General features: G+C 71.8%; 17 protein-coding genes. 13 read left to right on the forward strand and 4 right to left on the reverse strand.

Annotated features, from left to right (window positions below; all coding sequences use genetic code 11):
* Positions 1 to 167 precede the first annotated feature (167 nt).
* Complete coding sequence (locus L3Q67_RS36290; protein ID WP_499185934.1) at positions 168 to 1,235, forward strand: helix-turn-helix domain-containing protein; 1,068 nt, start codon at positions 168 to 170, stop codon at positions 1,233 to 1,235.
* A complete protein-coding gene (locus L3Q67_RS36295) occupies positions 1,214 to 2,380 on the forward strand; it encodes a hypothetical protein (RefSeq protein WP_499185935.1) in 1,167 nt (388 codons plus the stop codon). The genes L3Q67_RS36290 and L3Q67_RS36295 overlap by 22 nt, the downstream gene beginning before the upstream one ends.
* On the opposite strand, the gene L3Q67_RS36300 is transcribed toward L3Q67_RS36295, so the two are convergent.
* Positions 2,361 to 2,867 (reverse strand): GNAT family N-acetyltransferase, encoded by a 507-nt coding sequence (locus tag L3Q67_RS36300; protein WP_499185936.1) that lies wholly within the window; start codon positions 2,865 to 2,867, stop codon positions 2,361 to 2,363. The two genes, L3Q67_RS36295 and L3Q67_RS36300, sit on opposite strands and share 20 nt — an antisense overlap.
* A gap of 163 nt (positions 2,868 to 3,030) precedes the next feature.
* Between L3Q67_RS36300 and L3Q67_RS36305 the strand changes: the two genes are divergently transcribed.
* The 5 genes from L3Q67_RS36305 (at position 3,031) to L3Q67_RS36325 (ending at position 8,375) form a co-directional block, all read left to right on the forward strand.
* Positions 3,031 to 3,780: an ABC transporter ATP-binding protein gene (locus tag L3Q67_RS36305; RefSeq protein ID WP_499185937.1), complete on the forward strand. Its 750-nt coding sequence runs from the start codon at positions 3,031 to 3,033 to the stop codon at positions 3,778 to 3,780.
* Between the two features lie 5 nt (positions 3,781 to 3,785).
* The gene (locus L3Q67_RS36310; protein ID WP_499191724.1) at positions 3,786 to 6,278 is read left to right on the forward strand and encodes an ABC transporter permease; all 2,493 of its coding nucleotides are present in this window, start codon (positions 3,786 to 3,788) and stop codon (positions 6,276 to 6,278) included.
* A 123-nt stretch (positions 6,279 to 6,401) separates the two neighbouring features.
* Positions 6,402 to 6,836 carry a helix-turn-helix domain-containing protein gene (locus L3Q67_RS36315; protein ID WP_499185938.1) on the forward strand — a complete coding sequence of 145 codons (435 nt, stop codon included), beginning with the start codon at positions 6,402 to 6,404 and terminating at the stop codon, positions 6,834 to 6,836.
* Positions 6,833 to 7,309: a hypothetical protein gene (locus L3Q67_RS36320; RefSeq protein WP_499185939.1), complete on the forward strand. Its 477-nt coding sequence runs from the start codon at positions 6,833 to 6,835 to the stop codon at positions 7,307 to 7,309. Before L3Q67_RS36315 ends, L3Q67_RS36320 begins: the two co-directional genes overlap by 4 nt.
* Positions 7,310 to 7,334: 25 nt before the next feature.
* The gene (locus L3Q67_RS36325; protein WP_499185940.1) at positions 7,335 to 8,375 is read left to right on the forward strand and encodes an MAB_1171c family putative transporter; all 1,041 of its coding nucleotides are present in this window, start codon (positions 7,335 to 7,337) and stop codon (positions 8,373 to 8,375) included.
* Here L3Q67_RS36325 and L3Q67_RS36330 read toward each other — a convergent pair.
* From L3Q67_RS36330 to L3Q67_RS36340, 3 genes are all read right to left on the reverse strand, one after another.
* Positions 8,350 to 8,631, reverse strand: coding sequence for a hypothetical protein (locus L3Q67_RS36330; protein WP_499185941.1), 282 nt, complete (start codon positions 8,629 to 8,631; stop codon positions 8,350 to 8,352). The genes L3Q67_RS36325 and L3Q67_RS36330 overlap by 26 nt on opposite strands.
* A gap of 61 nt (positions 8,632 to 8,692) precedes the next feature.
* The gene (locus tag L3Q67_RS36335; RefSeq protein WP_499185942.1) at positions 8,693 to 10,021 is read right to left on the reverse strand and encodes an NRAMP family divalent metal transporter; all 1,329 of its coding nucleotides are present in this window, start codon (positions 10,019 to 10,021) and stop codon (positions 8,693 to 8,695) included.
* Positions 10,022 to 10,106: 85 nt separating this feature from the next.
* Positions 10,107 to 10,787: a response regulator transcription factor gene (locus L3Q67_RS36340; protein ID WP_499185943.1), complete on the reverse strand. Its 681-nt coding sequence runs from the start codon at positions 10,785 to 10,787 to the stop codon at positions 10,107 to 10,109.
* A 104-nt stretch (positions 10,788 to 10,891) separates the two neighbouring features.
* On the opposite strand from L3Q67_RS36340, the gene L3Q67_RS36345 reads away from it, so the two are divergent.
* Genes L3Q67_RS36345 through L3Q67_RS36370 form a run of 6 tightly spaced genes read left to right on the forward strand, consistent with a single transcriptional unit; the run spans position 10,892 to position 15,730 of the window.
* The gene (locus L3Q67_RS36345) at positions 10,892 to 11,869 is read left to right on the forward strand and encodes a phytoene/squalene synthase family protein (RefSeq protein WP_499185944.1); all 978 of its coding nucleotides are present in this window, start codon (positions 10,892 to 10,894) and stop codon (positions 11,867 to 11,869) included.
* Entirely contained in the window at positions 11,866 to 12,204 is a 339-nt protein-coding gene (locus L3Q67_RS36350; RefSeq protein WP_499185945.1) for a lycopene cyclase domain-containing protein, read from the forward strand. Before L3Q67_RS36345 ends, L3Q67_RS36350 begins: the two co-directional genes overlap by 4 nt.
* Positions 12,201 to 12,512, forward strand: a complete 312-nt coding sequence (locus L3Q67_RS36355) for a lycopene cyclase domain-containing protein (protein ID WP_282771524.1) — start codon at positions 12,201 to 12,203, stop codon at positions 12,510 to 12,512. Before L3Q67_RS36350 ends, L3Q67_RS36355 begins: the two co-directional genes overlap by 4 nt.
* Positions 12,509 to 13,231 carry a class I SAM-dependent methyltransferase gene (locus L3Q67_RS36360; RefSeq protein ID WP_499185946.1) on the forward strand — a complete coding sequence of 241 codons (723 nt, stop codon included), beginning with the start codon at positions 12,509 to 12,511 and terminating at the stop codon, positions 13,229 to 13,231. The genes L3Q67_RS36355 and L3Q67_RS36360 overlap by 4 nt, the downstream gene beginning before the upstream one ends.
* Positions 13,228 to 14,745: an NAD(P)/FAD-dependent oxidoreductase gene (locus L3Q67_RS36365; protein ID WP_499185947.1), complete on the forward strand. Its 1,518-nt coding sequence runs from the start codon at positions 13,228 to 13,230 to the stop codon at positions 14,743 to 14,745. Before L3Q67_RS36360 ends, L3Q67_RS36365 begins: the two co-directional genes overlap by 4 nt.
* A 4-nt stretch (positions 14,746 to 14,749) precedes the next feature.
* Positions 14,750 to 15,730, forward strand: a complete 981-nt coding sequence (locus L3Q67_RS36370) for a Rieske (2Fe-2S) protein (RefSeq protein WP_499185948.1) — start codon at positions 14,750 to 14,752, stop codon at positions 15,728 to 15,730.
* Positions 15,731 to 15,895 lie beyond the last annotated feature (165 nt).

A 15,895-nucleotide genomic window follows, 5' to 3' on the forward strand; every position in this document is an offset into this window, starting at 1 on the left:
TCAGACTAAGGCCGAAGGCAACCGCAGTGCAAGGAATACCTGACCGGGTGAGCCAAGTGGTCGATAGCTGGCAACTTCACCGAGGCGTCAGTGAGGCGCAAGAGATCATCGGTATAGTGCGGGCTCTTCGGGACTCGGACTGAAGTTCTGCTGAAGGATGTGACGGGGTGAACCCAGCTGAAGGCCAGCCGCTCGCGCGGCGGTTGCGCGAGCTCCGCGAGGGTGGCGCCTGGCCGGGCAGGCACATCACGCAGGCAGACCTGGCCGCCGCGCTGGGCGCCAGCGTCCCGTCCATCTCGTCCTGGGAGAACGGCCAGGCCAAGCCACCCGTCCGGCGCCTCGAGGCCTACGCCACGTTCTTCGCCACCGAGCGTTCCGTCGCCGAGACCCCGTACCGCCGGTTCACCCACGCCCAGCTCACCGACGAGGAACGCACCCACCAGGCGAAGTTGCTCCGCGAGCTGAAAAGCCTCCGCGAGGACTCCCCCACCGCGGCGTCGGCCGTCACGAACCGGTACGAGCAGAATCCGTGGCACTTCACCCCCCGCCAGGACATCACCATCGTCGGCTCCGAGTTGCCCGAGCGGCTGAAGCGGCAGATGCCGCTCGCCGACCCCGACGGTCCCGACTTCGTGGAGATGTACAAGTACGCGGACCTCGACGCGCTGCTCGAACTCCACGGGCACGTCCGGGCCGCGAACCCGGACAGCGAAGTGCACCTGCGCACCCCGGCGGAACTGGTGACCGACGACTACACCAGCCACCTGATCCTGCTGGGCGGGGTCGACTGGAACTTCGTCACCCGTGACCTGCTCGAACGCGCCGAACTGCCGGTCCGGCAGTTGGCCAGGCCGGAGGACAACGACATCAGCAGTTTCGAGATCGGCGGCGGGGGCCGGATCGAGACGTTCAAGCCGAAGGTCCGCAAGGACGGGAATCGCCTGCTGCTGCTCGAGGACGTCGCCCTGTTCTACCGGGCGCTGAACCCCTTCAACCCCAAGCGAACGGTGACGATCTGCAACGGCGCGTTCGGCCGCGGCACCTACGGGGTGGTCCGCGCGCTGACCGACGCCAGGTTCCGCGACCGCAACGCCGCGTACCTGCGCAGCCGGTTCTCCGGGCTGAACGAGTTCGGCATCATCAGCCGGATCCAGATCGTCAACGGCCTGGTGGTCACCCCGGACTGGACCTGGGCGCAGTCCAGGTTGCACGAATGGCCGGTGAGCCCCGCTTGACCGGCCCCACCGCACCGCGGGTCGCGACGGCGGACCACCACGGTTCCCACCGCCACCTGCTCCGCACCCCGCCGGACGCGGGGCACCACACCGCGCGGGTCGACGCCATCATCGTGCCCACCGCGCGGCACGGCAGCGCGCTGCGGCCCACGATCGAGCTCGCCGCGCGGCTGGACTGCACGCTCGTGACGCTGTCCAGCAAGTGGTCCTCGGCGCAGACCATCGCGGGGCTGGCCGAGGAACGCGGCATCGAACTCCTCGCGCTCGAAACGGACCGGCTGCGGCCGGGTGTGCTGCCCGAGTTCCAGACCGCCAAACTGCTCGCGGACACGCCGTTCGAACGCCGGGAGGACACCAGCGCCAAGCGCAACCTCGGCCTTCTCCTCGCCCGGCTCGCCGGGTGGAACCGCGTGGTGTTCCTCGATGACGACATCCTCGTCCCCGATCCACTGGACCTGGCGCGGGCGGCCGCGCTGACCAGCGACCACGCGGGCGTCGGACTGGCCATCGGCGGTTTCCCGGACAACTCGGTCGTCTGCCACGCCTACCGCGAAGCCGGCGGCGAGCAGGAGACCTTCATCGGCGGCGGCGCGCTGGCGGTCGGCCGGAAGTCGATGACCTCGTTCTTCCCCAACATCTACAACGAGGACTGGTTCTTCCTGCTCGGGGAACACGGTCTGCGTCCCACCGCGGTCACCGGCGAAGCGACGCAGCGGCCCTATGACCCGTTCGCCCACGAACTGCGGGCCAGGCTGGAGGAACTCGGCGACTGCCTCGCCGAGGGCCTGTTCTGGCTGCTCGACGACGAACGCACGTTCAAGAAGGCGGGCGAGCGGGGGTACTGGCGGGGTTTCCTGGAGCAGCGCCAGCGGTTCATCACCGGGGTGATCGCCATGGTGGCGGATCGACTGCCGGAGGACGCCCAGCGGGTAAGGATGCTCAACTCGCTGAAGGCGGCCCGCGGCCGGTGCCAGTCCATCAAACCGGAACTCTGCGTCGCCTACGTCGAGGCGTGGCGGCAGGACCGCCACGAGTGGCGGGTGCATTCGAACGAGGCCTACCGCCAGGTGCGCAGCGAACGCAGTGCGCGAGCCGCGATCAAGGCGCTCGGACTCGAAGCGCTGACTACGCGCGTCCCCCGGTAGCGAGGGGTTTGACCATGATCCGGCAGACCTCCACGTTCCGGCGGCCGTCGCTGTCGGTCAGGGAAAGGCACCGGACCGTGGAGTGCGGCCACTCCTGGTAGCCCAGGCGGGCGTAGAGCCGCGCGGCACGGACGTTGGTGGTCTCCACGGCCAGCGCCACCCGGTCGTAGCCCTTGTCGGCGAGCCACCGCTCGGCCGCCCCGACCAGGCTGGTGCCGATGCCGCGGGCGCGGTGCTCGACGTGGGTTTCCAGGTGCGTGAGCAGCGGGGTGTCCGGCAGGTGCTCGCGCAATTCCGGTTCCTCGGCCAGTTCCAGCCAGAGGTAGACCACGCCGATCGGGCGGTCCTCCTGCCAGGCGACCAGCAGGCGGCCGAGCCCGTCCTTCTGGCGGTCGAGGCGGTCGCTGAAGTACCGCTCCTGTCCCATGGCGCGAATCAGCAGCGGTAGGTCCGCGGAACCGGCCTCTCGTATCCGAACCTCGTTCATGATCCGGCCCCACGTTACCGAAGCGAGCGCCCGCCGCGCTGGTCCTTCGCCGAAGCCGGGGGTGTAGCCGGCTACACCCCCGGTTCGGGGTTCCGCGCCACTGTGCCCCGCCCCGCGCGTCCCTAGCGTTCCTTCCGACAGTGAATCCGGAAGGAAAACCAGAATGACGACAGTCGCGGACGGCCTCACCAGTGCGGTGCGGATGGAATCGGTCAGCAAGACCTACGGCAGCGGGGAAGCCGCCGTGCGGGCGCTGGACGGGGTGAGCATCAGCCTGCGGCAGGGCAGCTTCACCGCACTGATGGGACCGTCCGGGTCGGGCAAGAGCACCTTCCTGCACTGCGCGGCCGGGCTGGACCGGCCGACCTCGGGCCGTGTGCTGCTCGGCGGCACCGAACTGACCGGGCAGCGCGAAGCCGCGCTCACCGAGCTGCGCCGCTCGCGGATCGGGTTCGTCTTCCAGGCCTACAACCTGCTCGACGCGCTGAGCGTCGAGGACAACATCCTGCTGCCGCTGCGGCTCGCCGGGCGTCCCGCCGACCCCGGTTTCCTCGCCGAGGTGGTGCGCTCGGTGGAGCTGGACGTGCCGCTGGACCGGCGGCCCAGCAAGCTTTCCGGCGGTCAGCAGCAGCGGGTGGCGATCGCCCGCGCGCTGGTCACGCGGCCCGACGTGATGTTCCTCGACGAGCCGACCGGCGCGCTCGACACCCGCACCGCCCGCCAGGTGCTCACCACCCTGCGCCACGCGGTGGACCGCTGGGGCCAGACCGCGCTGATGGTCACCCACGACCCGGTGGCGGCCTCGTACGCCGATTCCGTGGTCTTCCTGGCCGACGGCCGCATCGCGGGCGAACTGGCGCACACCACGCCGGACCGGATCGCCGAGCGCATGACCCACCTCGGGGAGTGGTGACCGCGATGTTCTCCCTTGCCTGGCAATCGGTCCGCAACCGGCGCGGGGCCTTCGCCGCCGCGTTCGTCGCGGTGTTCTTCGGCTCCGCGCTCATCACCGCGAGCGGTGTTCTGCTCGAATCGGGGCTGCGGGCCGGGATGCCGCCCCAGCGCTACGCCACCGCGCCGGTCGTGGTGACCGCGATCCAGTCGGTGCCCACCCCGGACGGGCTGAGCCAGCGGTTCGGCGAACGCGTCCCGCTGCGGGCCGGGCTCACCGAGGAGATCGCCCGCGTGCCCGGGGTTCAGGCGGCCGTCGGTGATGTCAGCGTGGACATCGCGCTCCGCCACGGCGGCGGCACGGTGCCGTTGAACGCGCACGGGTGGTCGTCCACGAAACTGGGACCGGCCACTGTGGACAGTGGCAGGGAGCCCGCCGCCGCGGACGAAGTGGTGCTCGACGGCGGTGCCGCCGCGCAGGCCGGCCTCCGCGTCGGTGATCGGGCCGAACTGGAGATCGGCGCGGTCGCCACGAGCTACCGCGTGGTCGGCACCACCAATTCCGGGCAGGCCGCCGCGTTCCTCACCGACGAGCAGGCGCGGGTGCTGTCCGGTCGTCCGGATCGGGTCGACGCGGTGGCGGTCCTCGCGGACCCCGGCACGGACGCGGACGAACTGGCGACCCGCATCCAGCAGGCGGTGCCCGAGGTGACCACCGCCGTCGGTGACGACCGCGCCGACGCGGAATTCCTCGACGTCGGCGCCGCGCGGCAGTTCCTGGTGGTCATGTCGACCGCGTTCGGCGGCACCATGCTGATGATCGTGCTGCTGGTGGTGGCGAGCACACTCGGCCTGGCGACCCAGCAGCGCCGCCGTGAGTTCGCACTGCTGCGAGCCGTCGCGGCCACCCCGCGGCAGGTCTACCGGCTGATCGCCACCGAATCCCTGGTACTGGCCGCCGTGGCGTCGGTGCTCGGGGCGGTGCCCGGCATCGGGTTGAGCCTGCTGCTGCGGGACGCCCTCGCCGGCTACGGTGCCGTGCCCGCCGAATTCCGGTTCGCCATCGGACCGCTTCCGGTCCTCGCCTCGGTACTCCTGTGCCTGCTGGCGGCGTTGGGGGCGGGCCTGATCGCGGGACGCCGGGCCGCTCGGATCAGCCCGGCGGCGGCGCTCGGCGAGGCCGCGGTGGAACCGCCGCGCCTGGGCCGGGTCCGCCTGATGAGCGGCTGGGCGCTCGCCGCGCTGGGCGCGACGACCGGGATCGGCCTGCCGATGGTGCTTTCGGGGAACACCGCGGTCGCGGGGGCGGCCAGTTCCGCGCTGCTGCTGGTGATCGCCGTGGCCCTGCTCGGACCGCGGTTGCTCACCGCCACCGCCGGGCTGCTCGAAAAGCTCGGCGTGCTGCGCTCGACCGCCGGTTACCTCGCCGGTGCCAACACCCGGGCGCGCTCGCGGCGGCTCGGGTCGGCGGCCACGCCGCTGATCATGGGCGTGGCACTGGCGTCCGTGCAGATCTTCACCGCGACCACCACGAACGCCGCCGCCCAGGATCAGGCGGCGAACGGCATCCGGGCCGATCACGTGATCGTCGCCGACGGCGGTATCGCCCCCGCCGTGGTCGACACCGTCCGGCAGCTTCCCGGAGTCGATTCGGCGACCCCGGTGGCGCGCACTTCGGTGCTCATCACCCACCAGGAACTCGGCGAGCCCGCCACGAACTCCTACCCCGCCCAAGGCATCACCGCGGACCGGATCAGCGAGGTGCTGGACCTGGATCCCCGGCAGGGGGACCTGTCCGGGCTCACCGGGGAAACGGTGGCACTGAGCGAACTCGCCGCCGACAGCTTCGGCGTCGAGGTCGGGTCACCGCTGAGCATGCGACTCGGCGACGGCACCCCGCACACGGCCGAGGTGGTGGCGATCTACGGCAACGGACTGGGTTTCGGTGACGTGACCCTGCCGAACGAGGTGGTGCTCGCGCACACCGGCAGCCGCCTGAACGACGAACTCCTGCTCGCCACCGCGCCGGGCGCGGATCCGGACGCGTTGCGCGAGGCGTTGCCGCTGGGGCTGCGGCTCACCGACCGGGCCTCGTTCACCGCCGCGCAGAACACCGAAGCGACCGCGCAGTCGGCGGTCAACCTCCTGCTGAACCTGCTGCTGCTCGGCTTCATCGCCATCGCCGTGGTGAACATCCTGGTGCTGGCCACCGCGGCCCGGGTCCGCGAGTTCGCCCTGCTGCGGCTGATCGGCGCCAAGCCGCGGCAGGTGCGGTCGATGATGCGTGGTGAGGCGGCGGTGGTCGTGGTGGCCGCCGTGGTGCTCGGTTCGCTGGCCGCGCTGCCACCGCTGATCGGGGTCAGCCTCAGCCTGACCGCGTCGCCGTTGCCCACCGTGCCGCCACTGGTCTACCTGGGCATCGCCGGTGCCGCGGCGGCGTTCGGCTGGGGGTCGATCGCCATCCCCGCCCGGATCGCCCTGCGACCGGCACCGGTGGCGGCCATGCGCGTGTCCGGCTGAGCCTGCCCCGCCCCCATCGCGGGCCCCCTCTCCTTGCCCGCGATGGGATCTTCACCTCAGTTGATGAAGTGCGGGCAATCATAAACAGCAGTGAAACGAAGGTCAATCGGTAGACTCCCCGCCATGTCCGGAGACGGGGGCGCCCTGGCGGCGAAGGTGGACCACCTCTTCCGCACGGTGCGCCCCCGCGACGGCGGCGAGTACACCTTCGAAGAGGTCGCCGAGGCCCTGCGCGGCCGCGGCGGTCCGACCATTTCGGCGACCTACCTGTGGCAACTGCGCAAGGGTGTCCGCGACAACCCGACCAAGCGCCACCTCGAAGCGCTCGCCGGCTTCTTCGGCGTGCCTGCCGCGTACTTCTTCGACGAGGAGGAGACCCGGCGCATCGACGCCGAACTCGCGCTCCTCACCGCGCTGCGGGACACGCCGGTGCGCCGGATCGCCCTGCGCGCCAGCGGACTTTCGCCGAAGAGCCTGGAAGCGATCGCGGACATGGTCGACCGGGTGCGGGAGCTGGAGGGACTGCCCCAGCCGGACGCACCGGCCGACGAGCCGTGAGCCGGACGCGGCGGCGGCACGCGGCCCTGCTGCGCGAACTGCCGCTCCCGATCCCGTTCGACGTCCACACCTTGTGCGAGCAGGTGGCCACGCGCCGCGGCAGGCCGATCCGGTTGCTGCCGATGAGCGGGCTGACCGGGGTCTGCGGGCTGTGGATCGCCACCGACCACACCGACCTGATCTTCCACGAGAGCGAAACCACGCCACCGCACCGGGAACACATCATCCTGCACGAACTGGCCCACGTGCTCTGCGATCACTACCCCGCCTCGCTGGACCCGGCCGAGCAGGCCGCGATGCTGCTGCCCGGATTGGACCCGGCGATGGTGCGCCGGGTGCTGGGCCGCGCCGGCTACTCCTCCGCCGAGGAACGCGAAGCCGAGTTGCTCGCCTCGCTGATCCGGCAGCGGGCCACGCCGGGCCGCACCGTCACCGGCCGCCTGCGCAACGCACTGGACGACGACTTTGCTTAGCGCGCTGCGCGAAGGGGGGCCGGCGTTGCTGGCCTGGGTGGTGCTGCTCAGCCGCGGGCGGGGCGGCGGCCTCGCCCGGCGGCGTGTCCGCTGGGTGCTGCTCGGGCTCGCCTGCTCCCTGACCGCGCAGATCCCGGCCGTCTACGCCGCGATCGGTGACCTCGCAGGCGTTTCGCACGCGGCTCGCCTGGTCAGCCACGCGGGCATGGTGTTCACCGCGTGGGCCGGGCAGGAGTTCATGGCCGGACTCACCGGACGAACGCGAGGAGCACGAGGACAGGCGTGGTGGGCCGGTGGCGCGTTCGCGGTGATGTGCCTGCTGTTCGTGTCCCTCACCGACATCCGCCCGGAGACGCCGCGGGTGATGGAGTACTGCCTCGTCTACGCCGCCGCGCAACTGCCCGCGTTGCTCGCCGTCATCGCCTTCGGCGCCCGGTACGCCCGCGGAACGCACGACGCCGTCCTCCGGGCCGGGCTGCGGCTGATCGTCGCCGGTACCGCGCTTTCCTTGCTGTACCTGCTGAACAAGTCGATCCTGGCGGTGGCGCCACGCCTGGACTTCGCCTTCCCCTTCGGCCGGACGGTCCTGCCGGGCAAGGTGCTGCCGACCACGGCCTACCTGCTGGTGCTGCTCGGCGCGGCGCTGCCCGCGGTCACCGGCTGGCTGCGCCGCCACCGGCTGTTCCGCCGCCTCGGTCCACTGTGGACCGCCCTGTACCGCGCCGAGCCGTCGATCGCGCTGGACCCGCCCCGGACACCGGACGCGCTGGTCGTCCGCGGGCTGCGCCTGCGGCTGTACCGCCGGGTGATCGAGATCCGCGACGGCCTGCTGGCCCTGCAGCCCTACCGGTGCCCCGAGGTCGCCGCGCGCACGCGGCACGCCGGTGCCGCGGCGGCCGAAGCCGCGGTGGTCGCCGCGGCACTGGAAGCACGGGCGGGTGGCGCCACCCCGCCCGCCCGGCCCGCCGGGGTCACCGGCGGCACGGACCTGGCCGAGGACACCGAATTCCTCGCCCAGGTGTCCGACGCCTACCGGCGGCTCAGCACGAGTTGCTCGTGTACTTGAACAACGCGCCGCTGAGATACTTGGCGTCGTAGTGCCTGATCCACCGGCCCTGGTGGAAGGTGGATCCGGTGAAGATCATGAAGAAGCTCATGTTCCGCCCGGTGTCCCGGATGGTGTCGGTCGGACCGCAGTAGCTCTCCACCGTCGAGTCCACCTGGACCGTCACCGGGGTCGCGGCGACGGCGGGGCCGGCCAGTCCGGCCAGCGCCGCCGCGCCGAGCAGTCCCGCTATCGAGTAACCGATTCTCTTGTTCATGCGCCGCAGCCTAAATCCGGTGCGCACCCGGCCACAGCCCCTTCACGCCGCGCTGAAAAGCTCAGCCGAAGCGCTCGACCAGGTCGGTGATCAGCAGGAACAGGAACAACGCCGAAGCCGAGCCGAGCAGCAGGTTCGACAGCCAGCCCGACCGGCCGTCGCGCTCCACGCGGGTGGAGTTCAGCAGGAGCATCAGCGTGATCGCCAGGAACGGCATGAACACCGAGCCCAGCACGCCGTAGACCAGCGTGAGCCCGAACGGCTTGTCCAGGAACAGCAGGAACATCGGCGGGAAGGTCAGCCAGAGCAGATAACCGCGGAACGGCAGGGACTTCTCCACCGAGGTGGCGCGGTAGGCGGCGGTGTCACCGGCCTTCTCCTCACCGGGCACCACCGCGGTGAGGAGTTCGGCGCGACGCCCGTGCGGCAGCCGGATGGCGCGGGTCCAGTCGGCGAACAGCAGGCTCACGCCGTTCCACACGCCGAACAGCGAGGTCGTGGTGACCGCGAGGAAGCCGACCAGGAACAGGATGCGGGCCCACTGCCCGTACCGCTCCCCCAGTTCGTTGCCCAGGATCAGCAGGCCGCTGTCGGACTGGGTGATCTTCTGTCCGAAGAGGATGGTCGAGCCGACGATCAGCATGGCCACCACGAAGACGCCGGTCATCAGGTAGCCGACCGCGTTGTCCAGCCGCATCATCGACAGCCAGCCGGTGCCCTTCCAGCCCTTGGCGAACATCCAGTAGCCGTACGCCGCCATGGTGATCGTGCCGCCGACGCCGCCGATCAGGCCGAGCACGTACACCGTGGACCCGGCGGGCAGCTGGAAGGTCAGGCCCTTCGCCAGTTCGCCGAGGTCGGGGGTGACCAGGATGGCCACCGCCACCACCGAGGCGAACTTGATCAGCACCAGCACGGTCATGAACTTCTCGAAGAAGTGGTAGCGCTGCCCCCAGACCAGTGCCAGCCCGAGCACCCCGGCGATCATCGCCCAGCCGCGCACCGGCAGCCCGCCGAACAACGCGTTGAGCGGCAGGCCGACCGCCGACATCGCGGTGGCGCCGTAGACGAAGCCCCAGATGACGATGTAGATGCCGAAGAAGCCGGTGGCCCAGCGGCCGAGCCGGCGCCAGCCGTCGAGCAGCGTGGTGCCCGAGGCCAGGTGCCAGCGGCCGACGCCCTCGCCGAGCGCCAGCTTGAGCACGGTCCCGATGAGCGCCGCCCACAGCAGCAGCGTGCCGTACTGGGCGCCGGCGACCATGGTGGCGACCAGGTCCCCCGCCCCGACTCCGGTGGCCGCGGCCAGCAGGCCCGGTCCCAGTCCCCGGAAACGCGCCTTGCCCGTCGGCGGTGTCAGCTGCGGTTCGGTCCCGGTGGCGGAAGTGTTCATGGCTCCTGCTCCTCGTTGCGCCGGAGATGTGTGCCGACGACCGTAGGAACGCGGGGCGCCTCCGGCCGCCCGTCTTCACCGTTTCTTAGGACGATGACCGGTAACGAATCGGACTCGCCTCGCCCAGCCGGTAGCCGAAACCGCGCACGGTGGCCAGCAGGCCGGGCCGGCCCAGCTTGCCACGCAGGGTCACCACGTGCGCGTCGAGCGCGCGGGACTCCGGCGCCTCGCCCCACACCTGCTCGATCAGCGCCTGCCTGCTCACCGCGGTGCCCGCCGCCCTGGCGAGCACCGCGAGGATGTCGAACTCCTTGCCGGTGAGCACCACTTCGGTGTCACCGGCGGTGACCCGGCCCGCCGCCAGTTCGACGCGCACGTCCCCGAGTTCGACGACCTCCGGCGCGGGCCGCGACTTCGGCCGCCGCCGGGCGACCGCTTCGATGCGGGCCAGCAGTTCGGGCAGGCGGACCGGTTTGACCAGGTAGTCGTCGGCACCCAGCCGCAGCGTGCGCACCACGTCGCGTTCCGCCGAGCGGGCGGTCATCACCAGCACGGGGAGTTCGCCGGCACGCCGGAGTTCCCGCAGCACGTCCAGTCCGTCGGCATCGGGAAGGCCGAGGTCGAGCAGCACCAGATCGGCGTCCTGCCGCAGGGCGGCGACTTCGGCGGCCACCCTGGCGCGGACCGCGCCGTGCCCGGCGGAGACCAGCGCGTCGACCACCGCCGCCGCCACGCCGTCGTCGTCCTCGACCACCAGGATGCGCACTGAAGTCCTCGATTCGCCCGGGCACCGCGGCTGAGCTTAGGTGTGTGTAGTCATCCCGCTCCGTGGGCACCCTGGGGCGGTCTGTCGAGTGTGGAGGTTCGCCGGTGGCACGTGCCACGTCGCTCGATTTCGCCCGTGCCGAACTCGACGCCGCCGGGATCACCGGCACCGGGTTGCGCCACGCGTACGGCCGGTGCCGCGAACTGAACGCCCGCCACGGGCGCACCTACTTCCTCGCCACCCGCCTGCTCCGCCCGGCGCAGCGCCCGGCCGTGCACGCGCTCTACGGTTTCGCCCGCTGGGTCGACGACCTCGTCGACGAGCCCGCGCCCGGGGCGACGACCGCGGACCTGGCCACCCGGCTGGATGACGTGGAGCGGGCGCTGAAGAACGCCTTCGACGGCTCCCCGCCCGAGGAGCCGGTGCTGGTCGCCGTGGCCGACGCGGTCCGGCGGCTGGAGCTGGACCCGGCGCTGTTCACCGCCTTCCTCCGGTCGATGCGGATGGACCTGACCGTGAGCGGTTACCCCACCCGCGAGGACCTCTACGACTACGTCCACGGTTCCGCGGAGGTGATCGGCCTGCAGATGCTGCCGGTGCTGGGCACGGTGACCAGCCGCGCCGAGGCCGCCGGGCCCGCGGCCGCGCTGGGCCGGGCGTTCCAGCTGACCAACTTCCTGCGTGACGTCGCCGAAGACCTCGAACGCGGCCGTGTGTACCTGCCCGCCGACGAACTCGCCGCGGCCGGGGTGGACCGCGACCGGCTGCACCGGTGCCTGTGTGATCGGCGCGCCGATGCCCGGGTCCGCCGCGCGCTGGCCGAGCAGGTCGCGCTCACCAGGGCGATCTACCGCGAGGCGGAACCGGGAGTGGCCATGCTGCGACCGGCTTCGCGGCCCTGCGTGTCCACCGCCTTCGACCTCTACTCCCGCATCCTCGACCGGATCGAAGCCGCGGACCACGACGTGTTCGCCGGACGCGCCACCGTTTCGCGCCCGCGGCGCGCGGCCGTGGCGGGGGTGGCGCTGGCCAGGGTCGCGCGGGTGCGCGTGCGGGAAGCACTGCCGGGAGCACGGCGATGAACCGGTTCGAATACCTCGCGGTGCTCGGCGCCTGCCTCCTGGTGACCCTGCCGCTGGAGTGGCTCGGCCGCCCGGTCTACCGGCGGCCGCGGCGGCTGGCCGGTGCGGTCCTGCCGGTGGCCGCGGTGTTCCTGGTGTGGGACGTGATCGCCATCGCCGGCGGGGTGTGGGGCTTCAACCCCGAGTTCGTCACCGGCGTGCTGCTGCCGTTCTCGCTGCCCGTCGAGGAACTGCTGTTCTTCCTGGTGATCCCGCTGTGCGGACTGCTCACCTTCGAGGCGGTCACGGCCACTCTGGCCTGGGCACGGCGCCGGTCGCGCGGGGGCGCCCGATGATCGGCTACACCGTGCCCGCCGTGCTGTCGGTCCCCGTGGTGGTGGCGCTGGAACTGCTGGTGCTGCGGACCGGCCTGTTCCGGCAGCCGGCCTACTGGCTGACCATGGCCGTGGTGACCGCGTTCCAGATCCCGGTGGACGGCTGGCTGACCAAGCTCAGCGCGCCGATCGTGACCTACGCGCCCGAGCACTTCAGCGGGGTGCGGTTCCCGTGGGACATCCCGGTGGAGGACTTCCTCTTCGGCTTCTCCCTGGTGACCGCCGTGCTGTTGTTCTGGGTGCGGCAGCAGCGGAAGGAGACAACGTGAAGCTCGGTCCTCGCGGGCTCGCCCGTGCCAAGGTGCCCGCCGCGTTCGACGGCGCGGCGGCGGCGTACGACCGCCTGGTCGGGGCCAATCCCGGCTACCACGAGCACTTGAGGCTGTCCGCGCGGCGAATGCGGTTGCCCGGCGGCGGTGCCGGGCTCACCCTGCTGGACGCGGGGTGCGGCACCGGCGCGTCGACCGCCGCGCTGCTTTCGGCGGCACCACGGGCGAACATCGTGGCCATCGACGCCTCCGGTGAAATGCTGCGGCAGGCGCGGGCGAAGTCGTGGCCGGACACGGTGCGGTTCGTGCACACGCGCGTGGAGGACCTCGCCGAAGGCCCGTTCGACGGCATCCTCGCCGCGTACCTGCTGCGCAACCTCGACGATCCGGACGCGCAGTTGCGGCGGTTCGCCGAACTGCTGCGACCGGGCGCGCCGCTGGCCGTGCACGAGTACTCGGTGGCGGATTCGCCGCGAGCACGGCTGGTGTGGGACGCCGTGTGCTGGTCGATCATCATCCCGGCCGGGCGGCTGACCACCGGGGACGCCACGCTGTACCGGCACCTGTGGCACAGCGTCCGCACCTTCGACGGCGCGACGGCGTTCGAGGAACGGTTGCGCCGCAACGGTTTCGCCCGGGTGCACCGGGAAACCGTGCCCGGCTGGCAGCACGGCGTGGTGCACACCTTCCTCGGCGACGCACCGGGAACCCGCGGATGACCGACCGACGACGGGTCGAGTACCCCGCGCCCGGAGGTCTCGCCCACGCCGACGCGTTGCAGCGCCGCCCGCGCGTGGCGGTCGTCGGTGGCGGGATCGCCGGGCTGACCGCCGCGACCGCGCTCGCCGAACGCGGTGTCGAGGTCGACCTCTACGAGCGTGAGCACTACCTCGGCGGCCGGGCGGGCGGCTGGGAGACGACCCTGGCGGACGGCACGCCCGTCACGATGAGCCGCGGTTTCCACGCGTTCTTCCGGCAGTACTACAACCTGCGCGCGCTGCTGCGGCGGACCGATCCCGCGCTCGACCGTCTCACGCCGGTGGCCGACTACCCGCTGCTCGATGCCCAGGGGCGCACCGATTCCTTCCGCGGGCTGCCCAAGTCGCCACCGTGGAACGCACTGGTGTTCGCCCTGCGCAGCCCGACCTTCCGCCTGCGCGACCTCGCCCGGATCAAGGCGGCGTCCGCGTTGCCGCTGGCCACCGTCCGGGTTCCCGAGGTCTACCACCGCCTCGACGAGATCGACGCCGCCACCTACCTCGACCAGCTCAACTTCCCGGCCGACGCCCGGCACCTGGCGTTCGAAGTGTTCTCCCGCAGCTTCTTCGCCTCACCTTCGGACCTCTCGGCCGCCGAGCTGGTGACGATGTTCCACCTGTACTTCCTGGGTTCCTCGGAAGGGCTGGTGTTCGACGTCCCGACGAACAGCTTCCCGGCCGCGTTGTGGCACCCGCTCGCCGCGTACCTCGGCGAGCTGGGCGTGCGCCTCCACCTGGGCACGCCGGTCGAATCGATCGCATCGACACGGACCGGTTTCGAGGTGAACGGCTCCACAGTGGACGGTGTGGTGCTGGCCGCCGACGTGACCGGCCTGCGCTCCCTGCTCCAGGCTTCGCCGGAACTCGGGACGCCGTCGTGGCGGGAACGCGTGCTCGGCCTGCGCGTGGCACCGCCGTTCCACGTCCGCCGCCTTTGGCTGGACCGGCCGGTCCGGGCCGACCGCCCGGCGTTCCTCGGCACCGGCAGCCTGCCGCCGCTGGACAACATCAGCGTGCTCGACCGGTTCGAGGCCGAAACTCGCAGCTGGGCCGCGAAGACCGGCGGCTCGGTGGTGGAACTGCACGCCTACGCCGTCGAGCAGGACGCCGAAACCCTGCCGAAGCGGCTGCTCGCCCGGCTCCACGAGCTCTACCCGGAAACCGCGAACGCCGAAGTGGTCGGCGAACTGGCCGAATGGCGGCAGGACTGCCCGCTGTTCGGCCTCGGCGACTTCGCCCGCCGTCCCACGGTCGAGACACCGGTGCCGGGGCTGGTACTGGCCGGGGACGGCATCCGGGTGGACCTGCCGGTGGCGCTGATGGAACGCGCGGCCACCACCGGCTGGCACGCGGCGAACCGGCTGCTCGCGGGGTGGGGACTGCGCGGGCACCCCACCTCGTCCGTGCCGAACGAAGGCCGTCTCGCGGTGTTGCGCGCGCTGGCCACCCGATCCGACAACGCAGGAAGGAAGTGACGACGTGCGCGTGAGCTGGCCGAGCGACTGGCCGATCCAGCCCATCCCGCCCGAGCGCTGGGCCGCCCAGCGCCCCACCTTCGCCGACGCGAGGGCGACGGTGATCGAGTCGGCGCTGAGCCGCGCGCTGGACCGCCCGTCCGGCAACTGGTTCGTGCTGGCGGCGAGCCGGTCGATCCGCGCCGACCGGCCGTTCGGCACCACGGTGGCCGGACGGGAACTGGTGGCTTGGCGGGACGAGGACGGCGAAGTGCGCATCGGGCCCGGTGCCTGCCCGCACCTGGGCGCGCCGCTGAGCGACGCGCGGCTGGACTGCGGGGCGCTGGTGTGCCGCTGGCACGGGCTGAAGCTGTCCGGCAAGGGCGGCTACGGCTGGCGGCCGCTGCCCGCCTTCGACGACGGCGTGCTGACCTGGGTCCGGCTCGACGACGTCGGCGGCGAGCCGCCGCTCGACCGGCCCGTGGTGCCCGCCCGGCCGGAGGCCGCGGCCAGCCTCGAAGCGGTGGCCACGCTGGAAGGCGTGTGCGAGCCGGAGGACGTCGTGGCCAACCGCCTCGACCCGTGGCACGGCGCGTGGTTCCACCCGTACTCGTTCGCCAGGCTCACCGTGGTCGAGGTACCGCGGGACGACGACGACCGGTTCGTGGTGGACGTGACCTTCCGCGTCGCCGGACGGCTCGGCGTGCCGGTGCGCGCGGAGTTCACCTGCCCCGAGCCGCGCACCGTGGTGATGCGCATCATCGAGGGCGAAGGGGAAGGCAGCGTGGTGGAAACCCACGCCACCCCGCGCGGCACCGGCCCGGACGGGCGACCGCGCACGGCCGTCATCGAAGCCACCGTGGCCGGTTCGTCACGCCCGGGCTTCGCCGTCGCCCGCAAGGCGGCGCCGGTCGTGCGGCCGCTGATGAAGTGGACCGCGGCCCGCCTGTGGCGAGACGACCTCGCCTACGCCGAACGCCGCTACGCCCTACGCACCCAACCCTGACCCAGCGCGAACCCCACACTCAAACGCCCGAGTTCCACGTTCGCGCAGCCGAGTTGCACACTCAGGCAGCCGAGTTCCACGTTCGCGCACCCGAGTCGCACATTCGCGGCCTCCGACCAGCCACGTTGGAATGCTATGAGTGGGGCATTACTAGCATTCAACGCA

The organism is Saccharothrix sp. AJ9571 (genome assembly GCF_021725495.1).
Classification (GTDB): Bacteria; Actinomycetota; Actinomycetes; order Mycobacteriales; family Pseudonocardiaceae; genus Amycolatopsis; species Amycolatopsis magusensis.

Excerpts from the sequence above, each read along its gene's own strand:
- L3Q67_RS36335 (WP_499185942.1), bottom strand. The coding sequence starts at position 10,021 with ATGAACACTTCCGCCACCGGGACCGAACCGCAGCTGACACCGCCGACG.
- L3Q67_RS36305 (WP_499185937.1), top strand. The coding sequence starts at position 3,031 with ATGACGACAGTCGCGGACGGCCTCACCAGTGCGGTGCGGATGGAATCG.
- L3Q67_RS36355 (WP_282771524.1), top strand. The coding sequence starts at position 12,201 with ATGATCGGCTACACCGTGCCCGCCGTGCTGTCGGTCCCCGTGGTGGTG.
- L3Q67_RS36365 (WP_499185947.1), top strand. The coding sequence starts at position 13,228 with ATGACCGACCGACGACGGGTCGAGTACCCCGCGCCCGGAGGTCTCGCC.
- L3Q67_RS36295 (WP_499185935.1), top strand. The coding sequence starts at position 1,214 with ATGGCCGGTGAGCCCCGCTTGACCGGCCCCACCGCACCGCGGGTCGCG.
- L3Q67_RS36315 (WP_499185938.1), top strand. The coding sequence starts at position 6,402 with ATGTCCGGAGACGGGGGCGCCCTGGCGGCGAAGGTGGACCACCTCTTC.
- L3Q67_RS36310 (WP_499191724.1), top strand. The coding sequence starts at position 3,786 with ATGTTCTCCCTTGCCTGGCAATCGGTCCGCAACCGGCGCGGGGCCTTC.
- L3Q67_RS36300 (WP_499185936.1), bottom strand. The coding sequence starts at position 2,867 with ATGAACGAGGTTCGGATACGAGAGGCCGGTTCCGCGGACCTACCGCTG.
- L3Q67_RS36350 (WP_499185945.1), top strand. The coding sequence starts at position 11,866 with ATGAACCGGTTCGAATACCTCGCGGTGCTCGGCGCCTGCCTCCTGGTG.
- L3Q67_RS36330 (WP_499185941.1), bottom strand. The coding sequence starts at position 8,631 with ATGAACAAGAGAATCGGTTACTCGATAGCGGGACTGCTCGGCGCGGCG.